The organism is Rhizobium sp. CBN3 (assembly GCF_030518245.1).
GTDB classification, from domain to species: domain Bacteria; phylum Pseudomonadota; class Alphaproteobacteria; order Rhizobiales; family Rhizobiaceae; genus Rhizobium; species Rhizobium aethiopicum_A.
In genome coordinates, this window is sequence record NZ_JAULSE010000013.1 from 36,524 (window position 1) to 57,552 (window position 21,029).

General features: G+C 61.9%; 23 protein-coding genes. 7 read left to right on the forward strand and 16 right to left on the reverse strand.

The annotated features are described in order from the left end of the window. Window positions 1–23: 23 nt before the first annotated feature. The 6 genes from QWJ46_RS19875 to QWJ46_RS19900 form a co-directional block, all read right to left on the reverse strand. Window positions 24–698: a 4-carboxy-4-hydroxy-2-oxoadipate aldolase/oxaloacetate decarboxylase gene (locus QWJ46_RS19875; RefSeq protein ID WP_302753140.1), complete on the reverse strand. Its 675-nt coding sequence runs from the start codon at window positions 696–698 to the stop codon at window positions 24–26. 89 nt (window positions 699–787) lie between these two features. Continuing rightward, entirely contained in the window at window positions 788–1,624 is an 837-nt protein-coding gene (locus tag QWJ46_RS19880; RefSeq protein ID WP_064819702.1) for an ABC transporter substrate-binding protein, read from the reverse strand. 31 nt (window positions 1,625–1,655) lie between these two features. Further along, window positions 1,656–2,420, reverse strand: a complete 765-nt coding sequence (locus tag QWJ46_RS19885) for an amino acid ABC transporter ATP-binding protein (protein WP_302753145.1) — start codon at window positions 2,418–2,420, stop codon at window positions 1,656–1,658. Continuing rightward, window positions 2,417–3,175 (reverse strand): amino acid ABC transporter permease, encoded by a 759-nt coding sequence (locus QWJ46_RS19890; RefSeq protein ID WP_302753147.1) that lies wholly within the window; start codon window positions 3,173–3,175, stop codon window positions 2,417–2,419. The genes QWJ46_RS19885 and QWJ46_RS19890 overlap by 4 nt, the downstream gene beginning before the upstream one ends. After that, complete coding sequence (locus tag QWJ46_RS19895) at window positions 3,172–3,879, reverse strand: amino acid ABC transporter permease (RefSeq protein ID WP_302753149.1); 708 nt, start codon at window positions 3,877–3,879, stop codon at window positions 3,172–3,174. The genes QWJ46_RS19890 and QWJ46_RS19895 overlap by 4 nt, the downstream gene beginning before the upstream one ends. Continuing rightward, window positions 3,876–4,655 carry an SDR family oxidoreductase gene (locus QWJ46_RS19900; RefSeq protein WP_302753151.1) on the reverse strand — a complete coding sequence of 260 codons (780 nt, stop codon included), beginning with the start codon at window positions 4,653–4,655 and terminating at the stop codon, window positions 3,876–3,878. Before QWJ46_RS19900 ends, QWJ46_RS19895 begins: the two co-directional genes overlap by 4 nt. Before the next feature lie 256 nt (window positions 4,656–4,911). Here QWJ46_RS19900 and nac point away from each other — a divergent pair, with 256 nt between their 5' ends. Next, window positions 4,912–5,817 (forward strand): nitrogen assimilation transcriptional regulator NAC, encoded by a 906-nt coding sequence (gene nac / locus QWJ46_RS19905; protein WP_302753153.1) that lies wholly within the window; start codon window positions 4,912–4,914, stop codon window positions 5,815–5,817. Between the two features lie 15 nt (window positions 5,818–5,832). Here the strand turns inward: nac and QWJ46_RS19910 are convergent, their stop codons facing one another. The 10 genes from QWJ46_RS19910 to QWJ46_RS19955 all read right to left on the reverse strand — a co-directional run bounded on the left by QWJ46_RS19910 (window position 5,833) and on the right by QWJ46_RS19955 (window position 13,783). Next, window positions 5,833–7,035, reverse strand: a complete 1,203-nt coding sequence (locus tag QWJ46_RS19910) for a pyridoxal phosphate-dependent aminotransferase (protein WP_302753155.1) — start codon at window positions 7,033–7,035, stop codon at window positions 5,833–5,835. Window positions 7,036–7,096: 61 nt separating this feature from the next. Beyond that, on the reverse strand, window positions 7,097–7,864 hold the full coding sequence (locus tag QWJ46_RS19915) for a 5-oxoprolinase subunit PxpA (RefSeq protein WP_302753157.1): 768 nt from the start codon (window positions 7,862–7,864) through the stop codon (window positions 7,097–7,099). A gap of 21 nt (window positions 7,865–7,885) precedes the next feature. Beyond that, window positions 7,886–8,881, reverse strand: a complete 996-nt coding sequence (locus QWJ46_RS19920) for a biotin-dependent carboxyltransferase family protein (protein WP_302753159.1) — start codon at window positions 8,879–8,881, stop codon at window positions 7,886–7,888. Beyond that, window positions 8,878–9,585, reverse strand: a complete 708-nt coding sequence (pxpB, locus tag QWJ46_RS19925; protein WP_302753161.1) for a 5-oxoprolinase subunit PxpB — start codon at window positions 9,583–9,585, stop codon at window positions 8,878–8,880. Before pxpB ends, QWJ46_RS19920 begins: the two co-directional genes overlap by 4 nt. Next, on the reverse strand, window positions 9,582–10,007 hold the full coding sequence (locus QWJ46_RS19930; RefSeq protein WP_302753162.1) for an acetyl-CoA carboxylase: 426 nt from the start codon (window positions 10,005–10,007) through the stop codon (window positions 9,582–9,584). Before QWJ46_RS19930 ends, pxpB begins: the two co-directional genes overlap by 4 nt. After that, complete coding sequence (gene accC, locus QWJ46_RS19935) at window positions 10,004–11,398, reverse strand: acetyl-CoA carboxylase biotin carboxylase subunit (protein WP_302753163.1); 1,395 nt, start codon at window positions 11,396–11,398, stop codon at window positions 10,004–10,006. Before accC ends, QWJ46_RS19930 begins: the two co-directional genes overlap by 4 nt. Beyond that, window positions 11,398–11,817, reverse strand: a complete 420-nt coding sequence (locus QWJ46_RS19940) for a biotin/lipoyl-containing protein (protein WP_302753165.1) — start codon at window positions 11,815–11,817, stop codon at window positions 11,398–11,400. Before QWJ46_RS19940 ends, accC begins: the two co-directional genes overlap by 1 nt. Before the next feature lie 198 nt (window positions 11,818–12,015). Next, window positions 12,016–12,306, reverse strand: a complete 291-nt coding sequence (locus tag QWJ46_RS19945) for a type II toxin-antitoxin system RelE/ParE family toxin (RefSeq protein ID WP_302753167.1) — start codon at window positions 12,304–12,306, stop codon at window positions 12,016–12,018. Then, on the reverse strand, window positions 12,294–12,572 hold the full coding sequence (locus QWJ46_RS19950; protein ID WP_184458968.1) for a CopG family ribbon-helix-helix protein: 279 nt from the start codon (window positions 12,570–12,572) through the stop codon (window positions 12,294–12,296). The genes QWJ46_RS19945 and QWJ46_RS19950 overlap by 13 nt, the downstream gene beginning before the upstream one ends. 140 nt (window positions 12,573–12,712) lie before the next feature. Then, window positions 12,713–13,783 carry a LacI family DNA-binding transcriptional regulator gene (locus tag QWJ46_RS19955; protein ID WP_302753170.1) on the reverse strand — a complete coding sequence of 357 codons (1,071 nt, stop codon included), beginning with the start codon at window positions 13,781–13,783 and terminating at the stop codon, window positions 12,713–12,715. Between the two features lie 221 nt (window positions 13,784–14,004). Between QWJ46_RS19955 and QWJ46_RS19960 the strand changes: the two genes are divergently transcribed. The 6 genes from QWJ46_RS19960 (at window position 14,005) to QWJ46_RS19985 (ending at window position 20,924) form a co-directional block, all read left to right on the forward strand. Beyond that, window positions 14,005–14,958: a sugar phosphate isomerase/epimerase gene (locus QWJ46_RS19960; RefSeq protein ID WP_302753172.1), complete on the forward strand. Its 954-nt coding sequence runs from the start codon at window positions 14,005–14,007 to the stop codon at window positions 14,956–14,958. Window positions 14,959–15,015: 57 nt separating this feature from the next. Beyond that, window positions 15,016–16,248: an ABC transporter substrate-binding protein gene (locus QWJ46_RS19965; protein WP_302753174.1), complete on the forward strand. Its 1,233-nt coding sequence runs from the start codon at window positions 15,016–15,018 to the stop codon at window positions 16,246–16,248. Between the two features lie 76 nt (window positions 16,249–16,324). Continuing rightward, entirely contained in the window at window positions 16,325–17,212 is an 888-nt protein-coding gene (locus tag QWJ46_RS19970) for a carbohydrate ABC transporter permease (RefSeq protein WP_302753176.1), read from the forward strand. Continuing rightward, window positions 17,212–18,096 carry a carbohydrate ABC transporter permease gene (locus QWJ46_RS19975; RefSeq protein WP_302753177.1) on the forward strand — a complete coding sequence of 295 codons (885 nt, stop codon included), beginning with the start codon at window positions 17,212–17,214 and terminating at the stop codon, window positions 18,094–18,096. The genes QWJ46_RS19970 and QWJ46_RS19975 overlap by 1 nt, the downstream gene beginning before the upstream one ends. A gap of 7 nt (window positions 18,097–18,103) precedes the next feature. Next, window positions 18,104–19,186 (forward strand): ABC transporter ATP-binding protein, encoded by a 1,083-nt coding sequence (locus QWJ46_RS19980; protein WP_302753179.1) that lies wholly within the window; start codon window positions 18,104–18,106, stop codon window positions 19,184–19,186. An 85-nt stretch (window positions 19,187–19,271) separates the two neighbouring features. After that, a complete protein-coding gene (locus tag QWJ46_RS19985; RefSeq protein ID WP_302753181.1) occupies window positions 19,272–20,924 on the forward strand; it encodes a GMC oxidoreductase in 1,653 nt (550 codons plus the stop codon). Window positions 20,925–21,029: the final 105 nt, after the last annotated feature.

Consider the following 21,029-nt stretch of genomic DNA (forward strand, 5'->3'; position numbering starts at 1 on the left):
GGGCTGGGAGTGAAGCGATCGTCTCAGATGTCGAGGACAAGGCCCTTGGCTTTCAGCACCGGTGCCAGATTGCTGACGTCGATGACCGATTTGCCCGCCTTGTAGGCTGCGATATAGCCGGCTTCGGCATCTTCGCGCGCCTGCGACAGTCGGGCGGCCTCCTGCGCTTCCTGCCTGCGCACGACCACCAGACCGTCGGCATCGCCGACGATGATATCGCCGGGATTGATGGTTTCGCCGCCGACGATGATCGGATCGTTTACCGCCGCGATGGTTTCCTTGACCGTCCCCTTGATGCAGACGCTGAGCGAGAAGACCGGAAAACCGAGTTCCCGCAGTTGCAACGTGTCGCGCACGCCGGTGTCGGTGACGAGACCGCCGATGCCCTTTGCCAGGCAGGCATTGGCAAGCACGTCACCGAAGGAACCGGCCTCTTCGTATTCACCGGCCGAGACGACGATGATGTCGCCCGGCTTTGCGTAGTTGATGGCGAGCTGCAGCATGATGTTGTCGCGCGGCGCGCATTTGACCGTGAATGCCGGACCGCAGAGTTTCATGCGGTAGTCGACGGGCTTGAGCCGCGAGGAGAGTGCGCCGCGGCGTCCCTGGGCTTCGTGGATGGTCGCCGGCGAAAATCTGGAAACGGCCTCGACGTCGGCTTTGCTGGGCCGTTCAGCGATATCTTTTATATGGATCATGGATGCCTCACCTCGTTGGTAGACGGCGGGCATATCCCGCCGTCTGATCTCGGTTGAATTGTCTTCGGGAGGTTCCGAGACCGGTTGGTCTACGGGATCGGGTCGAATTTCAGCTGCGCGAGCGGCACGACTTTGTCGGTACGGGTCATCTTGTATTCGGTGCTCGGGCCGAGCCACTTGTCCCAGATCTTGTTGATCTCGCCGGACTCATCGAGCTTGTGCAGGATTTCGTTGATCTTGGCGGTGAGCGCCGGCTGATCCTTGGCCATGCCGATGCCGATCGGCTGGTAGAGCATCGGCTCTTCGATCATCCGCATTTCCTTGCCCTTGCTCTTCGATTCATTGACAAACTTGGTCGTCGTCATGGTGTTGGCCACCATGCCGCGCGCCTTGCCCTGCTGAACGGCGAGATAGGCCGAGGCGGTATCCTGGAACGTCAGCGGTTCCGATTTGTTGAGCTTGATCGACATTTCCGAAGTCGAGCCCTTGGTTGAAGCGATGCGCTGGCCTGCATAATCGGCCTTCGTCTTGCCGGCATCGTCCGCCGGCACGATCAGCATTTCCTTGGCGAGGTAATAGGGATCGCTGAACTGGATCTGTTCGGCGCGGCTCAGCGTATAGGCAAGGTTAGCAACGGTGATGTCGACGCGGCCAAGCTTGACCTCGGGCACGCGGGCCTCGACCGAAACCGGCTTGATTTCTGCCTTGACGCCCAATTCCTTGGCGATGGCACCGCAGAGATCGACGTCGAAACCGGCCATTTCGCGGGTCTTCGGATCGGGCGAAGCGAAGGGAGGAACGTCGGCGAAAGTCGCGCAGCGCAGGGTCTTTGCCGACATGATGTTGTCGAGCTGATCGGCTTTCGCGGGCATCGCCGCCGCCAGGCCGGCCAATGCGACGGTGAGGCTCAGGTATTTCCAGTTCATTGCTGTTCTCCTTTGTTTTTGATGGTTGGTATCAATGCCTGAGATCAGCGAGGAAACGCTGAGCCCGAGGATGGGTCGGATTGCTGAAGAAATTTTCAGGCGTCGCCATTTCGATGATCTGGCCGGCATCGATGAACCAGATCCGATCCGCGACCTCGCGCGCGAAGCCCATTTCATGGGTGACGCAGAGCATGGTCATGCCTTCCGATGCCAGGCTCTTCATCACGGCCAGAACTTCGCCGACCATTTCGGGATCGAGCGCGCTCGTCGGCTCGTCGAACAGCATCACCGGCGGCTCCATCGCAAGGGCGCGGGCGATCGCCACACGCTGCTGCTGGCCGCCCGACAGTTGGCCGGGATAGGCTCGGGCCTTGTCAGCGAGGCCGACGCGGTCGAGAAGTTTGAGCGCCTTCTCCTGCGCGACATCGGGCGCCACGCCCTTCACCCGGATCGGCGACATCGAGACGTTTTCAGCCACGGAAAGATGCGGGAACAGGTTGAAGTTCTGGAAGACGAAGCCGATCCGGCTTCGCATCGCGTTGAGTTCCTTCGCCCGCATCGACGCATGGATGTTCTGTCCGTCGAGCGAGATCGATCCGCTGTTGATCTCTTCGAGACGATTGATCGTGCGGATCAGCGTGGATTTTCCCGAACCGGATGGACCGCAGATGACGACCACCTCGCCGCGCGCGACTTCAGCATCGATGTTCTTCAGGACCGGATAGTCGCCGTAGCTCTTGCAGACCTGCGAAAGCCGGATCGTCTGCGATTCCTGCGCGGAAACTGACATGGTCATAGCTGCTCCGATACGATTTTCGATGGCGCGGCCACAGTCGCCGAGGGAACGTTGAGAAGTCCGGCGCGCCGGCGCGTGATGCGCCGCTCTAAGCGATTTGCGAAGTAGGTGAGCGTCCAGCAGATGATGAAGTAGACGATCGCCAGGATGAGGAAGACCTGGAAGGGCTGCGTCAGGAGCTGGTTGTTGACCTGGCTTGCCGCAAAGGTGAGATCCGGCACATTGATCACATAGCCGAGCGTCGTATCCTTGATCGTCGAGACGAAAGTGGAGAGGATGCTCGGGATCATGTTGTAGAGCGCCTGCGGCAGGATGATGTAGCGCATCGCGCCCATATAGCCGTGGCCAAGCGCACGCGCCGCGTCCATCTGGCCGGGTCCGAGCGCAACGATGCCGGCGCGGACGACTTCGCTGAGAAACGCGCTCTGATAGACCACGAGCGTCGTCAGCATGGTGACGAAGCTCGGCACATCGGCGCCGGTCAAGAGCGGCACCAGGAAATAGCTCCACAGGATGAGCATCAGAAGCGGCACGCCGCGGGTGAAATAGACGAGCGCGGTGACCGGCCAGCGCAGCAGCCGCGACTTGGAGAGCCGCGCCATTGCAAACAGAATGCTGGCCGGAAAGGCGAGAGTGATGCTGAGCGCCGAGAGGATCAGCGTATTGGCAAGCCCGCCGAGCGGTCCGTTCGGATATTGGCCGATCAAGAGCAGCAGCCAATAGTCTTTGATGATGGCGATCATGTCCTGGATCATGCGCGGGCACTCCGGGCAGGATCGGCGCGCATCGACAGATAGGCGCCGATGCTCATGATCACGAGGGAAAAGAAGAGGTAGAGAACCGTGCCGATCAGGTAGATCTCGAAGGTGCGGAAACTGAGGTTCTCGATTTCCTTGACGGCATGCGTCAGTTCCGACGCGCCGATGACGACGGCGAGGCTGCTGTTCTTGAACAGGGAGACGCTGTGATTGATGAGCGGCGGCAGAGCGTTGCGCACGCCTTGCGGCATGATGACGAAACGCATCGCCGAGACGTAGCCGTGGCCCAGTGCACGGGCCGCCTGCATCTGGCCGTCACCGACCGAGCGCACGCCGGAACGAAGATCTTCGCTGAAATAGGCAGCCTGGCAGAGCCCCAGCCCGATCACCGCGAAGATGGATTCTGCATTGTGGCTTGCAAGCCAATTCGCGATGCCGCTCGGCATCAGCGTGAAGATCCCGAAATACCAGAGCATGAGCTGCACCAGCGTCGGGACGTTGCGGTGATAGGAAACGTAAGCGGCGACCAACGGATCGCCGAAGCGAAAGGGGGACAGACGCAGACCCAGCAGCAGAAGCGCCAGCGTCATCGCCAGCAACCAGGATCCGGCATAGATGATGAAGGTCATCTCGATGCCATGCAGCAGCATGGCGGCATATTCCGGATTTCCGAGGATCGCCGAAAGGTCGAAGCCGCTCACGGTTTTGGCTCCCCGGATTGATCCGTCTTCGCCACAGGCTGCGGCTTGGCCGTCTGCAGGCCGCCCATGACCTGCAGCGTCGGGGTGATCTCCATATGCCCGATGTTGACCGCGACGGGAGCTGCGATAGCGAAGGCGATCGCATCGGCGATATCGGCTGCCTGCGGCAATTCGAAACCGTCGATGAACCGTTCCCGGACGCTGGGGTCATTGCCGTGGACGTGATTGAAGATGTCGGTAGCGACCCGGCCGGGGCAGATTTCCGTGACCCGAACCCGCTTGCCAAAGGCGTCGATGCGCAGCTGGTTGGACAGCATGCTCACCCCCGCCTTGGTGGCGTGATAGGACGAGTTGCCGCCGAAATTGTAGGCGCCGGCGATCGACGAGATATTGATGACATGGCCGCGATCGCGCGCCACCATGCCGGGCACCACCAGGCGGCAGAGGTGCAGCACCGCCCGCAGATTGACGTCGACGATGAGATCGATGTCGCCTTCGTCGGCTTCGAGGAACTTCTTCGGCCGGTCGACGCCGGCATTGTTGACGAGAATGTCGTATTCCACCCGATCCGCGAGCTCGGCCATCGCCTTGCGGTCGGTCACATCGATGGCATGAGGGATGCAGCCGGTCCGCGCGGCCAGCTGCTGCAGCGCCTCAGTGCTGCGGGCAACGGCATGGACCTCGATGTTCTCCCGGCGGAGCCGCTCGACAACGGCTGCGCCGATTCCGGAGGATGCGCCGGTTACCAGTGCGGTCTTGTAGTCGGAGAATGGCATTGTCGTTCCCTTGTTGTTGATCGAGAGAGTAGCGAAGCTTTAACTCCTTGCCTAAGACCGATTATCTCTGGAGCAATAAGCAACGGTTATGGAGCCTTGCGCGGCTGCCGAAGAAGAGAAAGATGCGATGTCGGCGCTATTGGCAGTGTTCGTGCCTCAGCAAGGCCCGGCCGGTTGACGATCGCGTCGCGTTGCAAAAGCTATACGCGTCTGCAAACATGCCATCCCAGCAGATCAGAACGGTTCCCCGATCCTCATGGACATCAGACGCCTTAAATCCTTCATCGTGATCGTCGACAGCGGCAGCATCACGCGCGCGGCGGATCTTTTGCATATCGCGCAGCCGGCGCTCAGCCAGCAGTTGGCGGCGCTGGAGGAGCATTTCGGCCAGAAGCTTTTGATCCGCAGCCAGCAGGGTGTCAGCATGACCGATGCGGGCCATGCGGTGTATCGCCACGCCCAGATTATCCTCCGGCAGATGGAGCAGGCGCAAGCGGATGCATCAGCGGCCGGCAATTCCTTGGCCGGGCGCGTATCCGTCGGTCTGGTTCCTTTCAGCAGCGCTGCCACGTTGTCGGTCGATCTGCTGGCGGAGACGCGGAAGCGGCATCCCGGCATCCTGCTGCATCTGACCGAAAGCGTGGGTCAGACCTATAGCCAGATGATCATGAACGGCCGGCTGGAGATGGCCCTTCTGCATGGAACCGGACCAATCAAAGGCGTGCGGTTCGAACCGATCCTCAGCGAGGAATTTTTCCTGGTCGCACATCGCGATTTTGCGATCGAGGCGGATGCGAAACCTGTCGCGGTCAACGCTCTCGATGGGATACCGATGCTGCTGCCGCCGGCCTATAATTTTGTCCGACGCGCAGTCGATACCGCCTTCACGCGCACCCGCACCAATTTGAAGGTCGTGGCGGAAGTCGAGATCGTCCGCACCCTGGGACGCGCGGTCGGCGACGGTCTCGGCGCGACCATCATGCCGAAGGCCATCGCCGATCGTATCGTATCGGAATCGAGCGAGCCGTTGATCTGCCGGCTCGTCTCTCCGCGGATTGAGGAAACCCTGTCGCTTTGCGTTTCCGACCAGAATCCCCTGTCGGAGCCGGCGCTTGCCGTCCGGGACATCCTCCTCGAGCTCACAGCGCGGCTGAAAGACTGAGACGGGGGCTGCCGGTCAGCGCATATCCCTGCAGAACTCGGCAATGCGGGCGCAGCCCTCGCCGAGTTTTTCCATGCTGGTGGCGTAGGAAATGCGGAAGAAGGGGCTCATTCCGTAAGCCGCGCCTTGCACGGTCGCGACATGATGCTCTTCCACGAGCGCCATAACGAAATCGACATCCGTTTCGATCTTGCGCCCGCCCTTGCTCGTCTTGCCGATCAGCCCGGAGATGTTGGGATAGATGTAGAAGGCGCCTTCCGGCCTGTGGCAGCGCAGCCCTTCGACCTCGGACAATTTGTCGAGGACGAAGTCGCGTCGTGTCTTGTAGATCGCCGCCCGCTCCTTCAGGAGATCCTGAGGTCCGTCGAGCGCCGCGGTCGCGGCTGCCTGGGTGAGTGTCGCGATGCCGCCGCCGTTCTGACCGTTGACGTTGCTGATGGCTGCCATCAACTCTTTCGAGCCGGCGCAGAAACCGAGCCGCCAGCCCGTCATCGCGTAAGCCTTGGAGACGCCGTTCATCGTCAGGACGCGCTCATAGAGCCTCGGCTCGACTTCCGCCATGGTGCAGAACTGGAAGTCGTCATAGACCAGGTGCTCGTAAATATCGTCGGTCATGATCCAGACGTGGGGATGGCGCAGCATGACCTCGGCAATGGCGGCCATCTCGGCCCGGGAGCAGGCCGCACCGGTGGGATTATTCGGAAAATTCAGGAAGAGCCATTTGGTGCGTGGTGTAATTGCCGCCTCCAGATCCTCCGGGCGCAGCTTGAAGCCGGTCTGTTCGTGGCAGGGAACGGCGACAGGGACGCCGCCGGCGAATTTGACGATGTCGGCATAGCTGACCCAGGAGGGTGTCGGAATGACGACCTCGTCGCCCGGATTGCAGGTGGCGAGCATCGCATTGAAGATCACCTGCTTGCCGCCGCCCGAGACGACGATCTGGCTGGCGTCATAATCGAGATTATTGTCGCGCTTGAATTTCCTGATGATCGCGGCCTTGAGGGCCGGCGTGCCGTCCATCGGCGGATATTTCGTATCGCCCGCGAGAGCCGCCGCATGCGCCGCTTCGATGGCGTGCGCCGGCGTGAGGAAATCCGGTTCGCCGGAGGAGAGGCTGACGACTTTGATCCCTTTGGCGGCGAGCTCCCTGGCCCGCTGGGTCATGGCGGCGGATGCGGATATCGAGACGTTTTTCAGGCGGTCGGCTTTGATGGACATCGGAATGGTCCTTCGGTGAGGGATTGGAGTTATGGATCGCCCGCGGGCGATCGGGATTGTGTCATTCGGCGAGTTCGGCAGCGGGAGCGAGTGCCGCGCCGCTGGCTTCGATCTCGCCGCGCACGATGCCGGCCAGTTCGAGGGCGCCGGGCGTGTCGCTGTGAACGAGGATGGAGCGTGCCGGCATGGCGATCACGGCGCCGTCGATCGTCTGGACGGTCCCGTCGAGCAGGAATTGCCGCACCCGGGCGCGCACCGAGGCTTCGTCCTTGATGACGGCGCCCGGGAGCCCGCGCGCGACGAGTTTGCCGTCGGCATCATAGGCACGGTCCGCGAGGAAAAGCGCCAGCGTCTTCAGGCGCGCGCGTCTGGCCGCCAATTCGATCTCGCTGCCCGACGTGACGAAGACCACGAGACCGGGGTCCACGGTAGCGATCGCATCCATCATCAGGTCGGCGAGGACGGGGTCGCGATTGACCATACTGCCCATGGCCGCATGGAAGCTGATATGAGAGACGGTGACCCGCTCGGCTCTCGCGATCGCCATCAGGGCGCCGAGCTGATAGAGCATCTGCTGGCGAAGCTCGTCTGCCGAAAACGGTATTTCGCGCCGGCCGAAACCGAGCCGGTCGGGCAGGCCGGGATGAGCGCCGATGCCGACGCCGTTGAGCTTGGCGAGCCGGACCATGCGCGCCATCGTGTCGGGATCGCCGCCGTGGAAACTGCAGGCGATGTTGGCCGAGGAGACGATTTTCATCATCGCTTCGTCGTCGCACAGCCGGTAGGGACCAAATCCTTCGCCCATATCGGAATTCAGATCGATCTTCATGAGTTCCTCCTTATGAGGGTCCTAAGCCATCGCCTTCAAAGCGCGCTTGACCATCCGGGACGTCCGTCTGACGTCATCGACATAGCTAGTGACGGCCTGTTCGACAGCGCGCGCTTCGGCGTGTGTCGAGCGAACAAAGCTCAGGCGGGTGCCGATGCGGGCCTGTCCCAGCCGCCAGAGATCGCATTCGATCACGCCGGCGATTTTCGGATATCCGCCGGCGGTGTTCGCATCGCTCATTTGCACGATCGGTTCGCCACCGGGCGGCACCTGGATAACGCCGGGCACGACACCGTGGGAGCGCATCTCGATCGATGCCACCGGCTTGATGGGTTCGCCTGACAAGCGGTAGCCGGTCCGGTCGCTTCGGGAGGAAATCCTCCACATCTGGCTCCAGAAGGCTGCGCCGTCTCCGGCGAAAAGCTCATGCTCGCCAGCCGGCAGGGCGCGGATCGGCAATACGCCGTCGACCGGGGCAGGAAAGACATCGCTGAGTGCTGTCGCCGGTTCGACGACGGCGAGGCCCATGGCCGGCAGCATGGCAATCTCCGCGTCCTCGCCGACCGCGATCCGATCGCCTTTCGCCAGTGGCCGGCCTGCATTGCCTCCGAAGCCGCCGCGGAGCGACGTGCTGCGCGAGCCCATGACGACCGGGATATCCAGCCCGCCGCCGAGCGCGACGTAGGAGCGCGCCAGCCGCGGAGGCTGCTTCAGTTCGAGAACCTGTCCGGGCTCGGCGACATAGGCGCACCAGGCAAGCCGTTCCGATCCGTCGAGATGGGGATTGCCGTCGGCGCCGGTCACGGCAAAGGCGATGCGCCGCTGGAAACGCAGGCGGAACGGGAAGGTCTGCACTTCGACCACGGCAGCGTTCTCGTCGTTGCCGACGAGAATATTGCCGATCCGGACCGCAAGCGGATCCATCGCGCCGCTCGCCGATACGCCGATATCGCGATAGCCGGAGCGGCCGAGATCCTGCACCGTATTGAAAGGGCCGCTTTCCAAGATCTCGATCATAGCTCGATCCTCGCCGGCAGGAAGCGGACCGTATCTCCCGGCGCCATCATGGCCGGGATCGGCGAGGCGGGATCGAACATTTCAAGTGTCGCGAAGCCTATGGAATTCCAGCCGTTCGGGCCTGTCAGCATGGCGACGCCGGTCTGCATGCCGCCGATGGTCACGCAGCCCTTCGCCATCTTCAGCGAGGGGACGGTCTTCCGTGGCATGTAGATACGTGGGTCGAGACCATGCAGATAGCCGAAGCCGGGAGCGCTTCCCAAAGCGAAAACACGATAGGTCGCTTGATGATGGATGCGCACCACTTCGCGGTCGCTTAAGCCCGAGAGATCGCAAAGGGCCGGAAGATCGGTCGCGTGTTCGCCGCCGTAATGGACGGGGATCTCGATGGTCTTGCCATCGAGATCGATGCTCTCAGCATTCGCCCAGGCCTCCAGCAGCCGTGCGACCACCGCATCGGGGTCCTCGGGCGTCTCCTTGAAAATCACCAGCAGATTGGTCATCCCCGGAATGTCTTCCGCAAGGTCCGCCCAGCCTTTCACGGTCTGGGAGAGAGCCCAGATCCGCCGCTGCGCGGCAAGGTCGAATTCACCGGGCGTCTCGAGCAGGAAGGCCCTGGCGCCGATCGAGGAAACCCTTGCGCGGCTTTTTGTGGCCGGAACGATCTCGCGTTGCGAAGCATGCCTGTTCGTCGTGACGATCATGATGGGAACTCGATTTCGAACAGAGGATCGCCGTAGCCCACCAGCGCGCCGGGCGCGGCGAGCAGCCTGGTCATAACGCCGGAGCTGGCGGCGCGAAGGGGGAGCAGCACATCCGCTACCCTGATGAAGCCGAGGATATCGGTGTCGGACACGGACCGCGGCAAATTTTGCGGCACGGCGGAGGCGGCCGGATGTTCGACACAGAAGTGGCCCGCCATCGGCGCCTTCACGACCGTCTGTGTTGAGCCCGGCGCGCGCGGCGCTGCCTCCGTCGCGCTGATTCGCGCCTCCCCCTCCCCCGAAATGACGATGCGAAGCTGTGCGCCCGGACGGGAGATTTCCAGCCCGTCCACTCCGGCGGCCGTCAGTGCTTGGGTCAGCTGGGCAATGGTGGCCGGATCGCTGAAATCAATCGAACTCATGCCGCCGCCCTCCGCAGCTTTAGCCATTGTTCGAGATAGTGAATGTCCGTCTCGCCACGGGCGAAAGCATGGTCCTCGAACAGGGCGCGCAGGAAGGGAATATTGGTGGCGATTCCCTCGACCTCGGTGCCGGCAAGCGCTTCGCACATTCTTGCCATGGCTTTCACCCGCGTCGGCGCATGCACGATCAGTTTGGCGATCAGCGAGTCGTAATAGGGCGAGACCTTATAGCCGGCATGGATGTGCGTATCGACGCGGATGCCCGGCCCCTGCGGCAAAGCCAGATGGGTGATGACACCCGCCGACGGCAGGAAGGTGTCGGGATCTTCGGCGTTGATGCGGCATTCGAAAGAATGGCCTTTGCAGATCACCTCACTTTGGACGAGGTTCAGAACCTCACCCTGGGCCGCCTTTATCTGCGCCTGGACGATATCGACCTCGCTCGTCATCTCGGTGACGGGATGCTCGACCTGAAGCCGCGTGTTCATTTCGATGAAATAGAAAGCGCCGTTCTCATAGAGAAATTCGAAAGTTCCGACGCCCCGGTAGCCGATCTGCCGGCAGGCCTCGACGCAGGCCATGCCGACCGGCCGGATGATGTCGGGCGCGATTCCAGGCGCCGGCGCCTCCTCCACAACCTTCTGATGGCGGCGCTGCATCGAGCAGTCTCGATGCCCCAGCCACACGGCATTCCCGTGGTCGTCGCAAAGAACCTGTATCTCGATATGGCGCGGATGCTGGAGGAACTTCTCCATATAGAGCGAGGGTGAGCCGAAAGCCTTGCGGGCTTCTTCCCGGGTCAGCGCGATCGCTTCAAGCAACTGGTCGGCCTTCGGAACGACGCGCATGCCGCGCCCGCCGCCACCGCCTGATGCCTTGACGATGACGGGATAGCCGATCTCCAGCGCGAGCCGCCCGACCGATGCTGGATCGTCGGGCAGCGCAGTATCCGGCCCGGGAACGCAGGGCACGCCGGCTGCCATCATCGCCCGCTTGGCCGCGATCTTGTCGCCCATGGTCGCGATCGATGAAGCCCTCGGACCGATGAAGACCAGCCCTGCCTTTTCGACGGCGTCGGCGAATGCCGCATTTTCCGACAGAAAACCGTAACCGGGATGGATGGCGCCCGCACCGGTCAGGCGCGCCGCGAGAAGAATGGTATCCTGATTGAGGTAGCTTTTCGCCGCGCTCGACGGTCCGATGCAGAGAAAGCTGTCAGCGGTGCTGCCGTAGGGCGCTTCCCTGTCCGCCTCGGAGCAGATGGCGACTGTCGTAAGACCGAGCTCGCGACAGGCACGCTGAATCCGTGCTGCGATCTCGCCGCGATTGGCGATGAGGACGGAATCGAAGCGGCGCCCTGAGACAGCGGGTTGTTCAGATGTTTCCGGCATCAGACAATCTCCGCCAGCAGATCGCCGGTCTCGACCTCTCCGCCGTCTATTTCGGTCAGGCGCATGATGCGCCCGGCCCGCGGTGCGGTGATCGTGTTGAAGACCTTCATCGCCTCGATGATGAAGAGCGTCTGCCCCTCCTCCACCGCGTCTCCGATCGCGACAAATGGTGGTTCCCCGGGCGCCGGGGCCTTGTGGAGAACGCCGAAAACAGGCGCCGTCACCGCATGAGAGGTTTGCTCGACGCCCGAGGGCGCACCGGCGATCGGTCTCGGCTTTTGCTCGGGTTCGGCGACAGCCTCCTGGCTCGCTGCCGTTCGGAAAATCCGAACCGTCACGTCCTTTTCCGTCACGGTCAGCTCGGTAATATTAGATCGTCCGACAAAGTCGATCAGCGTCTTGATCTTCGAGAGGTCCATGTGCGTGCTCGGAATTTCAAAATACCACCGCGCATAGCCGAAGTTTCAGATCGCCCGGTGTTGTGATTTCGTAGCACGACGGGCGGATTGATGGGGTCAGACGAAGTTTTGATGGAGCGCAGTCCGCGTCCTATGGGGCACGTGATCGGACAGTCGCGAATTCCCCTACTGACAGGCGTGGGACCCTCGAAATTCTGGTCAGAACCCTCCTTCTTTTTGATGCCGCACGGCGAGAATCGTCAAAATGTCGCCATCCACACGGTACCGCGCGACGTATCCGCTATCGCCGAAATCGATCAGCCATTCCCGGTATTGCTCGGACATGTCTTCGATGAGACGTCCCATGTGGGGATGTGCGCCGAGGACGCTCACGCCTTTGAGGATGGTTTCGCCAGCCCGCTTGGCGATCGATGGGTTTTTCGGTCGCAAGAATTCCCGGAGCCTCTGAAGGTCGCGGATTGCGGCCGGGGAGAAAATTACTTGTGGCATTCGGGTGCGGACAACTCGTCGTCAGTTCCCCACGTCGAAAGCCATTTTTCGACCTCGGCGCCGGTGACATGCAGTCCCGTCGCTTCAAATTCATTCCAGGCGCCAAGCGTCTCCTGCCGCAGCGCCTCGCGCTTCTCCTCGCGCTCGACATATTGCGCAATCGCTTCACGCATGATCCAGTGGGACGAACGGCGGCGAGCCTCGGCCAATTGTTGGACGCGGCCCTTCAGCTCGTCATCGAGCTTGAGCGAGGTTGGCGATGCCATAAGGCTTTCCTTAGCTACAGGTAATACCTGGCGCTAACATAGGCTTCCCTGCGGTATTTGTCTATGAATGAATTTACCTATCGCGCCGCGCTTTATTCTTACTGTCATGTGCTTTCTGTGCGTGCTTGGTTCCGGCACCGTCAATCCCTTGCAGGGGCAATGCTCTCCCGCAGGATAAGCTGGCTGCGGATGACGGTGCGCATCGTTGCCGCATCCTGCGTCTGACCGATGGCGGCGAGCAGAAGTTCCACGGCCGCGCGTCCCATCTCTTCCACGGGCTGTTTGATTGTCGAGAGCGGCGGCGAACAGAATTCGCAGACCGGGGAGCCGTCGAAGGAAACGACGGACACGTGCTCTGGAATAACAAGGCCTGCGCGTTGAATAATGCTCATGAACGAGATTGCCATGTCATCGCTCGTTGCGATGACAGCCGTCGGCCTGACGGCGAGCTTCATGAAATCATCGGCTGCGCGAATGCCGATCTCGAAGCCATGCTGGTATTCGAGGTCGCCGCCAGATCTCGACACGGCCTCCTCGGAAAGTCCCTCTGTGCGTAGAGCCTCAAGGACCCCGGCGTAGCGCTCGACGTCGTGGTAGTTTCCCTCGGGGCCGGCTATATAGAGGAAGCGCCGATGACCCGAACGGATCAATTCCATCGTCGCGTCACGGATCGCCTCCCGGTCGTTGGTGACGACGCTCGGCAAACCGGCATCACTCATGTCGAACAACATCGAGACGATCGGCAGGCCTGCCCCCGCAGGCGAACGCCCTTCGATCTCCGGAAGTTTCGACGAGAAGATAATGGCTCCCCGAACCGTGCCGCTGAAGGCAAGATCAAGTATGTGCCGTTCGGAAGCTTCCTCGCGATCGAGATTGGCGATCATCAAGTTATACCCCCTCTGGATCAGGGATTTATTGATGCTTTGCAGGACCTGCGGGATGATCTGCGAGGCGCCATAATAAGGCGAACCCGGCAAAATGATCATGATGGTATTGGATTTTCCGACCCTGAGGCCGCGCGCCATCGCGTTCGGCGTGTAGCCGAGTTGCCTGGCGGCCGCATTGATCTTGGCGCGGGTCTTCTCGTTGACCCGTCCGGGATTGGCAAGCGCCCGGCTGACCGTCGATATCGCGACACCGGCGAGCCGCGCAACGTCAGCCATCAACGCGCCCGACGGCTCTTCTGCCGCCACATCCTTGTTTTTATTCACCTTTAGTTCCGTCTCCCGGATGCTTCAATTTGCAATTCTAAGGCAGGTGACGGTTTATAGCAAACGTTTGCCAAAAATCGCTTGCTTAAAAAACCAGCTTGGCTATCATCTGAGCATGGCAAACGATTGCCACTAATTAATGCTTTGAAAATGCATGACTTATTGGATGCGGAGCCGCTGTTTCGCATGCAGGCGGGTTGTGCCTTGAGAATGGATAGGTTATGGCCATTGGCGACAGACTACGCTTCGGCGTCGATCTCGTGACGTTCTTCCATCCCGGCTTCTGGGGCGTCGGCAGCCATGATGCGATCGTCGACTATGCACGCGCCGCGCCGCGCGCCTTCTGGGACAAGATCCTCGACAGCGTCCAGGCCTCCGGCGTCACCGGCGTCGAGTTGACCTTCTCTCCCTTCAACTGGCAGGACGCGATCAAGACCTACGGTTCGATCGATGGCTTTGCCGCCGAACTGGCAAGGCGCGGCCTGACGCTTTGCAGCGGCTTCTTCGCAGAGCTCGAGGCAGCGGGAGACTTTACCGACCCTGAAGCCCAGCGCGCGCTGATCGACAAGGCGGAACGATATGCCGATTTCCTGAAAGCCTGCGGCGGCGACATCATCGTGATCGGCGCGCCCCTGCGCCAGACGCTCGGCGCCCAGCCGGTGCAGTTCCACGATTTCGATCGCGCCAAGACGATCGCCGATTTCCTCAACCGGCTCGGCGCGATCCTCCATGCCGGAGGCGTCCGGCTCGCGCTGCATACCGAGGCTCACTCGATCTTTGCCGCGGCGCGCGATGTCGATCTGATGATGCTGCTGACCGATCCGGCCTATGTGCATATGTGCCCGGACACTGCCCATATCATCGTTGCCGGCTCCGACCCCGTCCAGCTCGTCGATCGCCATCACGAGCGCATGATCATCGCCCATTGGAAGGATGCGATCGGTCCGATGCCGGCCGATACTCCGATCGACAAGCACATCCATGAACGCCATCAGCCCTATTTCTGCGGCTTCGGCCTCGGACGGGTCGACTGGCCGGCCTGGATCCGGCTGCTGCGTGACCGGGCCTATGAAGGCTGGGCGATCCTCGAACTCGATGCCGCGCCGGATCCCGTCCGCGACATCGCCAACGGGCTGACGCTCGTCCGGCAGGCGCTCCTGCCGATCTACCGCTGATATCATTCCGAAGACGATAAACGCCCCGCCAAGAGGGCATTTTCAAGAGGTGGAACAATGAAGACCATGATGAAGCTTTTTCTTGCCGGCGTGGCTGTCGCCGGTCTCTTCGCCGCGGCGCATGCCGAAGACAAACCGACGATCGAGATCATGTCGTCCTGGACGTCGGGCGGCGAAGCCGCGGCCCTCAACATCATCAGAAGCGAATTCGAAAAGCGCGGCGGCGTCTGGAAGGATTCCTCGATCGCCGGTTTCGGCGCGGCCGATGCGGCTTTTCAGAACCGTATCGTTGCCGGTGATGCGCCCGGCGCCAAACAGGGCGTCATCGGCCTTGCCGCCGCCGATTTCGTCAGCCAGGGCCTGTTCAATTCGATCGACGATGTCGCCGCCGCCGGCAAATGGGCCGATGCCCTGCCGAAATCGATCCATGATCTCATCTCCTATGACGGCAAGGTCTATCTCGCGCCGACCGGCGCCCATGGCGAAAGCTGGGTCTTCTATTCCAAGGATGCCTTCGGCAAGGCCGGCATTGCGCAGGAGCCGAAGAGCTGGGACGAGTTTTTCGCCGATCTCGACAAGCTGAAGGCCGCCGGCGTCGTTCCCGTCGCCTGGGGCGGGCAGCCCTGGCAGCAAACCAAGGTCTTCAATATGATCCTGCTCTCGCAGGTCGGGATCGATGGCTTTCTGAAGATCTATGTCGACAAGGACAAGAGCGAAGCGTCTGTCGCGGGCGTCAAGAAGACGCTTGAAATCCTCGGCAAGCTGCGCGGCTATGTCGATGCGGGTGCTGCCGGCCGCAACTGGAATGATGCGACCGCGATGCTGATCACCGCCAAAGCAGGCGTGCAGTTCATGGGCGACTGGGCCAAGGGCGAATTCACCGTCGCCGGCAAGGAGCCGGGCAAGGACTATGGCTGCATGATCGCTCCTGAATCCAAGGGCATGGTCTACATCGCCGACGCGCTCTGGTTCCCTAAGACTGGCAATGCCCAGACCGACAAGGCGCAGAAACTTCTTGCCGAGGTCGTCATGGACCCGACCGTCCAGGTCGAATTCGCCCTTAAGAAGGGCTCGGTCCCGATGCGCGCCGACGTCGATAAGTCGAAGCTTGATGCCTGCGCCCAGAAGGGTGCAGAACTGATGGCTGCCGGCGCGATCGTACCGGATCAGGCCATCGTGCTCACACCGCAGCAGGTCGGCGCGCTCGATGATTTCGTCGACGAATACTGGAGCGGCGGCTCGAACGACGCGGCGTCTGCGGCCGAGAATTTCTTCGCCATCTTCGAGTAGGATCGTGCCCGTGGCGTCGGATTGATCCCGACGCCACGGCGCGTGTTCCGCTTTCCATCCGTCTACGAGCTGGCCGATGTCCGTCAAACGCAAGCGCAATCCTTCCGCGACCATCGCCCTCTTGCCGACATGGTTCGCCGCGGTCGTGGTCTTCATCGGCACGATGACCTGGTCGATCCGGCTGTCCTTCACCAATTCCACGCTCTTTCCATCTTCAACCTATGTCGGCTTCGCGCAATATTCGAAGCTCTTCGCCTCGGCCAAATGGCTCGCCTCGCTGCAGAACGTCTTGATCTTCGGCGTCCTCTATGTGTCGGGCTGTCTGCTGCTCGGCTTCCTGCTGGCCGCCGCACTCGACCGCAAGATTCGCTTCGAAAGCGCCTTCAGGACGATCTTCCTCTATCCCTACGCCATGTCCTTCGTGGTGACGGGGCTGATCTGGCAATGGATGCTCAATCCGACGCTCGGCATTCAGGCGAGCGTGCGTGCGCTCGGCTGGGACAGCTTCGTCCTCGACTGGGTCGTCAATCGCGACATGGCGATCTATGCGCTGGTGCTTGCCGGCGTGTGGCAGGGCGCGGGGCTCGTCATGGTCATTGCGCTCGCCGGCATACGCGGCATCGAGGCCGAGCAATGGAAGGCGGCGCGCATCGACGGCATTCCCGTCTGGCGCATCTATGTCTCGATCATCTTGCCCCAGCTCGGGCCGGCGCTCGCCGCCGCCGGCATGCTGCTCGCCATGGGCGTGATCAAGACCTACGACATTGTCGTCGCCATGACCAATGGCGGCCCCGGCAATGCCACCGAAGTGCCGGCAAAATTCATTATGGACAATCTATTCGGGCGCCAGAATCTCGGCCTTGCCACGGCAGGGGCGACGGTGCTCGTCCTCGGCGTCATCATTGCGGTCGCACCGTTCCGCTATGCGATGCATATGCGCAATCGGGCAAAGGGAGCGGCGTGATGAACCAGCCTCACCCGAACGGGCCGAAGCCGGCGCGCCTCACGGCTGGACGCATCGGTCTCTATGCCTTTCTCGTCGTCGCCGCGCTTTTCTTCCTTCTGCCGCTCTATACGATGGTCGTCACCTCGCTGAAGAGCATGGACGAGATACGGCTCGGACAGATCTTCGCCCTGCCGGCAAGGCTCGATTTCTCCGCCTGGGTGACCGCCTGGTCGGGCGCCTGCATGGGAACCGTCTGTGTTGGCATTCGCAGCGGCTTCTGGAATTCGGTGGCGATCACCGTCCCCGCGGTCGCGATCTCGGTCTTCGTTGGCGCCGTCAACGGCTATGCGCTGTCGCTTTGGCGGCCGCGCGGGGCGAATGCGCTCTTTGGCTTGTTAATGGCCGGTGGTCTCATCCCCTACCAGATCTTCCTCTATCCGATGGTTCGCGCCATGGCGAATATCGGTCTCTACAATTCACTCGCCGGCATCATTCTCGTCCATGTCATCTTCGGCCTGCCGCTGGTGACACTGCTCTTCCGCAACTACTTCGTCAGCGTGCCGGAGGAGCTCTGCAAGGCGGCGCGCGTCGACGGCGCCGGCTTCTGGCGCATCTTCTTCGAAATCATGCTGCCGATCGCCGTGCCGATGGTCGTCGTCGTCTCCATGCTGCAGTTCACCGGCATCTGGAACGACTTCCTGCTCGGTCTGGTCTTCGCCGGGCGCGACAACCTGCCGATGACCGTGCAGCTCAATAATATCGTCAATACCACGATGGGCGAACGCACCTACAATGTGAACATGGCGGCGACGATCCTGACCGCCATCGTCCCTCTCGCCATCTATTTCCTGTCCGGCCGCTGGTTCGTGCGCGGCATCGCCGCCGGCGCAGTCAAGGGGTAATGCTTCCATGCAATCCGCCGTCTCCGTCAAGGACCTGAAGATCGCCTATGGCCACCATACGGTGATCGAGAAGATGTCGATCGACGTCGCGCCGCGCGAGTTCCTGGTGCTGCTTGGCCCTTCCGGCTGCGGCAAGTCCACGCTGCTGAACGCCATCGCCGGCCTGCAGGACATTACGGCGGGCGAGGTCTGGATTTCAGGCAGGAACGTCAGCTGGGAGGAGCCGAAGGACCGCGGCATCGGCATGGTCTTCCAATCCTACGCGCTCTATCCGCGCATGTCGGTGCGCAAGAACCTCTCTTTCGGCCTTCGTGTCGCCGGTCTGCCGAAGCCAGAGATCGAGGCCCGCGTCGCCCGGACCGCTGCCCTTCTCCATCTCGACAAATTGCTCGATCGGCGCCCTGCCGAGCTATCCGGCGGCCAGCGTCAGCGTGTCGCCATCGGCCGGGCACTGGTGCGCGAAGTGGATGTGTTCCTCTTCGACGAACCGCTGTCGAACCTCGACGCCAAGCTGCGCAACGAATTGCGCGTCGAGATCAAGAAGCTGCATCAGAGCCTCGGCAATACCATGATCTATGTGACCCACGATCAGGTGGAGGCCCTCACGCTTGCCGATCGCATCGCCATCATGCGCGACGGGGTGATCCAGCAGCTCGCCTCGCCGGCGGAGATCTACCGCCATCCGGCCAACCTCTTCGTCGCCGGCTTCATCGGTGCTCCGGCGATGAATTTCATCGAGGGCCGGATCGAGCGCGGCGGCGACACTCCCCTCTTCCGAAGCAACGGGCTGACCGTCGATCTCTCCGGCTATGCTTTCCGGGCAGCCGTGGCGGAAGGGCCTGTTGCATTAGGATTTCGCCCTGAGCATCTTGTGCTCGACGGGACGGTAAACGGGCTGGCCACCATTCCTGGCCGGGTTTCCGTCGTCGAGCCGATGGGATCGGATACCGTCGTCTGGTTCGACTGGGCGGAGCAAAGCCTTTCGCTTCGTTTTATGGGCGACGTCGACCTCAAGCCCGGCGATGCCGTGGCTCCGGGCCTGGATATCGCCAAGGCGTCGCTCTTCGCTGCCGATGGATCGCGGCTATGACGCGCCATCCCTTCGCTTTCCCGCAATTCCGGACGCGTCTCGCGCTGCATTGAGGAATTGCCCCAGGACAGGATTTGAAAAAGACATGTCTGAGATCGTTTATGATGCGCTGGTGATCGGCTCCGGCGCGGCGGGTTCCTTTGCCGTTAAAGAGCTGACGGCCCAAGGACTGTCGGTGCTGCTGCTCGAGGCTGGACCCGCCGTCGGCCCCAGGGATTTCGACCCGATGCGCAAGAAGGCACCGGCAAGCAGCATCAATATCTGGGAGCGTGCACGCGCCACCCTGAAAGGCCAGCCGATCCAGGCGCGGGCGGCCTTTTTTACCGAACGCTTCAGCCACTTCTTCGTCAACGATCGCAAGAACCCCTATACGACGCCGAAGGGTGAGCCCTTTCTCTGGATCCGCGGCCGCCAGGGCGGCGGGCGTCTGCACAGTTTCGGCCGCGTGCTGCTGCGCTGGACCGACGATGATTTCAAGATCCGAGCGCGCACCGGAAAGGGCGTGGACTGGCCGGTTTCCTATGACGAGCTCACGCCCTTCTATAACGAGGTGGAGGCCTATCTCGGGCTCTACGGCAACAAGGACGATGTGCCGACCTTGCCGGACGGCCTTTATGCGAAACCGGCCAACCTGACGCCGGCAGAACAGATCTTCAAGCAGGCTGTGGAAAGCCGCTGGCCGGAACGGCACGTTGTCTCCTGGCGCTATATCGCGCCGGACGCCGAACGCATGCCGCGACCGCTACGGGACGCAAAGGCGACCGGCCGGCTGACGGTCCGCTACGACGCCATCGTGCGCCGCATCACCACCGACGAAAAAACCGGCCGCGCCACCGGTGCGGAATTCATCGATCGCAATACGGGGAAGGTTTCGACGGCGCGTGCCGCGACGGTCGTGCTCTCGGCCTCGCCGATCGAGAGCATACGGCTGCTGCTGAACTCGGCATCGGCAAGACATCCCGATGGGCTCGGAAACAGCTCGGGCGCGCTCGGACGTTATTTCATGGATCAGCTTCCATGCCTCGCCTTCGGCTCCTTTTCCAAGGCGAAGGGTTGGGCCGTCGACGATTCCGCTCCGGTCGATCCCTTCTATAATCCCTCAGGTGGGATTTTCATCCCGCGCTTCGGCGAGGGTGACGCCGCCCGCGGCGATTTCGACTATCAGGGCAGCGTCGGCAGGGCGCCGGTTTCAGAGGAGGTCGATGCACGTCTCGCCTTCTTCGGCTTCGGCCGGATGCTGCCCTATGCCGACAATCGAATCACCCTCGATGGCAAGCGAAAGGATGCCTGGAACATTCCGGTGCCGCACATTCGCTGCGTTATGCAGGAAGAGGAGCAGGCGCTGCTTCGCCGGCAGGAGGAAACGCTGATCGCCATGGTCAAAGAAGTCGGCGGCGAACTCGAATTCATCGGCTCGCCCACCGGCCTCAAGGAGATGGGCAGGGGCGCCTTCCCCGACGCCGATGCCTTCAGCCGCTTCATGTTCCGCAAATGGTTCCGCAGAACCATGTGCATGGGCGCGGCAATCCATGAAACCGGCGGGGCCCGCATGGGCGAAAGCCCGGAGGTTTCCGTGCTCAACGCCTACAACCAGGTCTGGGACGCCCCGAACATCATCGTCACTGATGCCAGCGCCTTCCCGGGCAGCGGCATCGCCGGCACGACGCTCACCGTCATGGCGCTGACGATCCGCGCCTGCCGCAACCTCGTCGACCGCTACAGGACGGGACTGCTCTAGACACGCCTCCGCCTCGGTGCGGCCGGCGTCGAAAAGATCCCGGCATGCGGAATGACGAAAGAGGCGAACAAGTGAACGAGCTTCGGGTTATCCAACCGTCACACA

Coding starts and splice junctions, on each gene's coding strand:
- QWJ46_RS19890 (WP_302753147.1), bottom strand. CDS start 3,175: ATGATCCAGGACATGATCGCCATCATCAAAGACTATTGGCTGCTGCTC.
- QWJ46_RS19910 (WP_302753155.1), bottom strand. CDS start 7,035: ATGTCCATCAAAGCCGACCGCCTGAAAAACGTCTCGATATCCGCATCC.
- QWJ46_RS19945 (WP_302753167.1), bottom strand. CDS start 12,306: ATGCCACAAGTAATTTTCTCCCCGGCCGCAATCCGCGACCTTCAGAGG.
- QWJ46_RS19975 (WP_302753177.1), top strand. CDS start 17,212: ATGAACCAGCCTCACCCGAACGGGCCGAAGCCGGCGCGCCTCACGGCT.
- nac (WP_302753153.1), top strand. CDS start 4,912: ATGGACATCAGACGCCTTAAATCCTTCATCGTGATCGTCGACAGCGGC.
- QWJ46_RS19875 (WP_302753140.1), bottom strand. CDS start 698: ATGATCCATATAAAAGATATCGCTGAACGGCCCAGCAAAGCCGACGTC.
- QWJ46_RS19940 (WP_302753165.1), bottom strand. CDS start 11,817: ATGGACCTCTCGAAGATCAAGACGCTGATCGACTTTGTCGGACGATCT.
- QWJ46_RS19930 (WP_302753162.1), bottom strand. CDS start 10,007: ATGAGTTCGATTGATTTCAGCGATCCGGCCACCATTGCCCAGCTGACC.
- pxpB (WP_302753161.1), bottom strand. CDS start 9,585: ATGATCGTCACGACGAACAGGCATGCTTCGCAACGCGAGATCGTTCCG.
- QWJ46_RS19985 (WP_302753181.1), top strand. CDS start 19,272: ATGTCTGAGATCGTTTATGATGCGCTGGTGATCGGCTCCGGCGCGGCG.
- QWJ46_RS19915 (WP_302753157.1), bottom strand. CDS start 7,864: ATGAAGATCGATCTGAATTCCGATATGGGCGAAGGATTTGGTCCCTAC.
- QWJ46_RS19960 (WP_302753172.1), top strand. CDS start 14,005: ATGGCCATTGGCGACAGACTACGCTTCGGCGTCGATCTCGTGACGTTC.
- QWJ46_RS19950 (WP_184458968.1), bottom strand. CDS start 12,572: ATGGCATCGCCAACCTCGCTCAAGCTCGATGACGAGCTGAAGGGCCGC.
- QWJ46_RS19880 (WP_064819702.1), bottom strand. CDS start 1,624: ATGAACTGGAAATACCTGAGCCTCACCGTCGCATTGGCCGGCCTGGCG.
- QWJ46_RS19965 (WP_302753174.1), top strand. CDS start 15,016: ATGAAGACCATGATGAAGCTTTTTCTTGCCGGCGTGGCTGTCGCCGGT.
- QWJ46_RS19970 (WP_302753176.1), top strand. CDS start 16,325: ATGTCCGTCAAACGCAAGCGCAATCCTTCCGCGACCATCGCCCTCTTG.
- QWJ46_RS19900 (WP_302753151.1), bottom strand. CDS start 4,655: ATGCCATTCTCCGACTACAAGACCGCACTGGTAACCGGCGCATCCTCC.
- QWJ46_RS19885 (WP_302753145.1), bottom strand. CDS start 2,420: ATGACCATGTCAGTTTCCGCGCAGGAATCGCAGACGATCCGGCTTTCG.
- QWJ46_RS19920 (WP_302753159.1), bottom strand. CDS start 8,881: ATGATCGAGATCTTGGAAAGCGGCCCTTTCAATACGGTGCAGGATCTC.
- QWJ46_RS19980 (WP_302753179.1), top strand. CDS start 18,104: ATGCAATCCGCCGTCTCCGTCAAGGACCTGAAGATCGCCTATGGCCAC.
- accC (WP_302753163.1), bottom strand. CDS start 11,398: ATGCCGGAAACATCTGAACAACCCGCTGTCTCAGGGCGCCGCTTCGAT.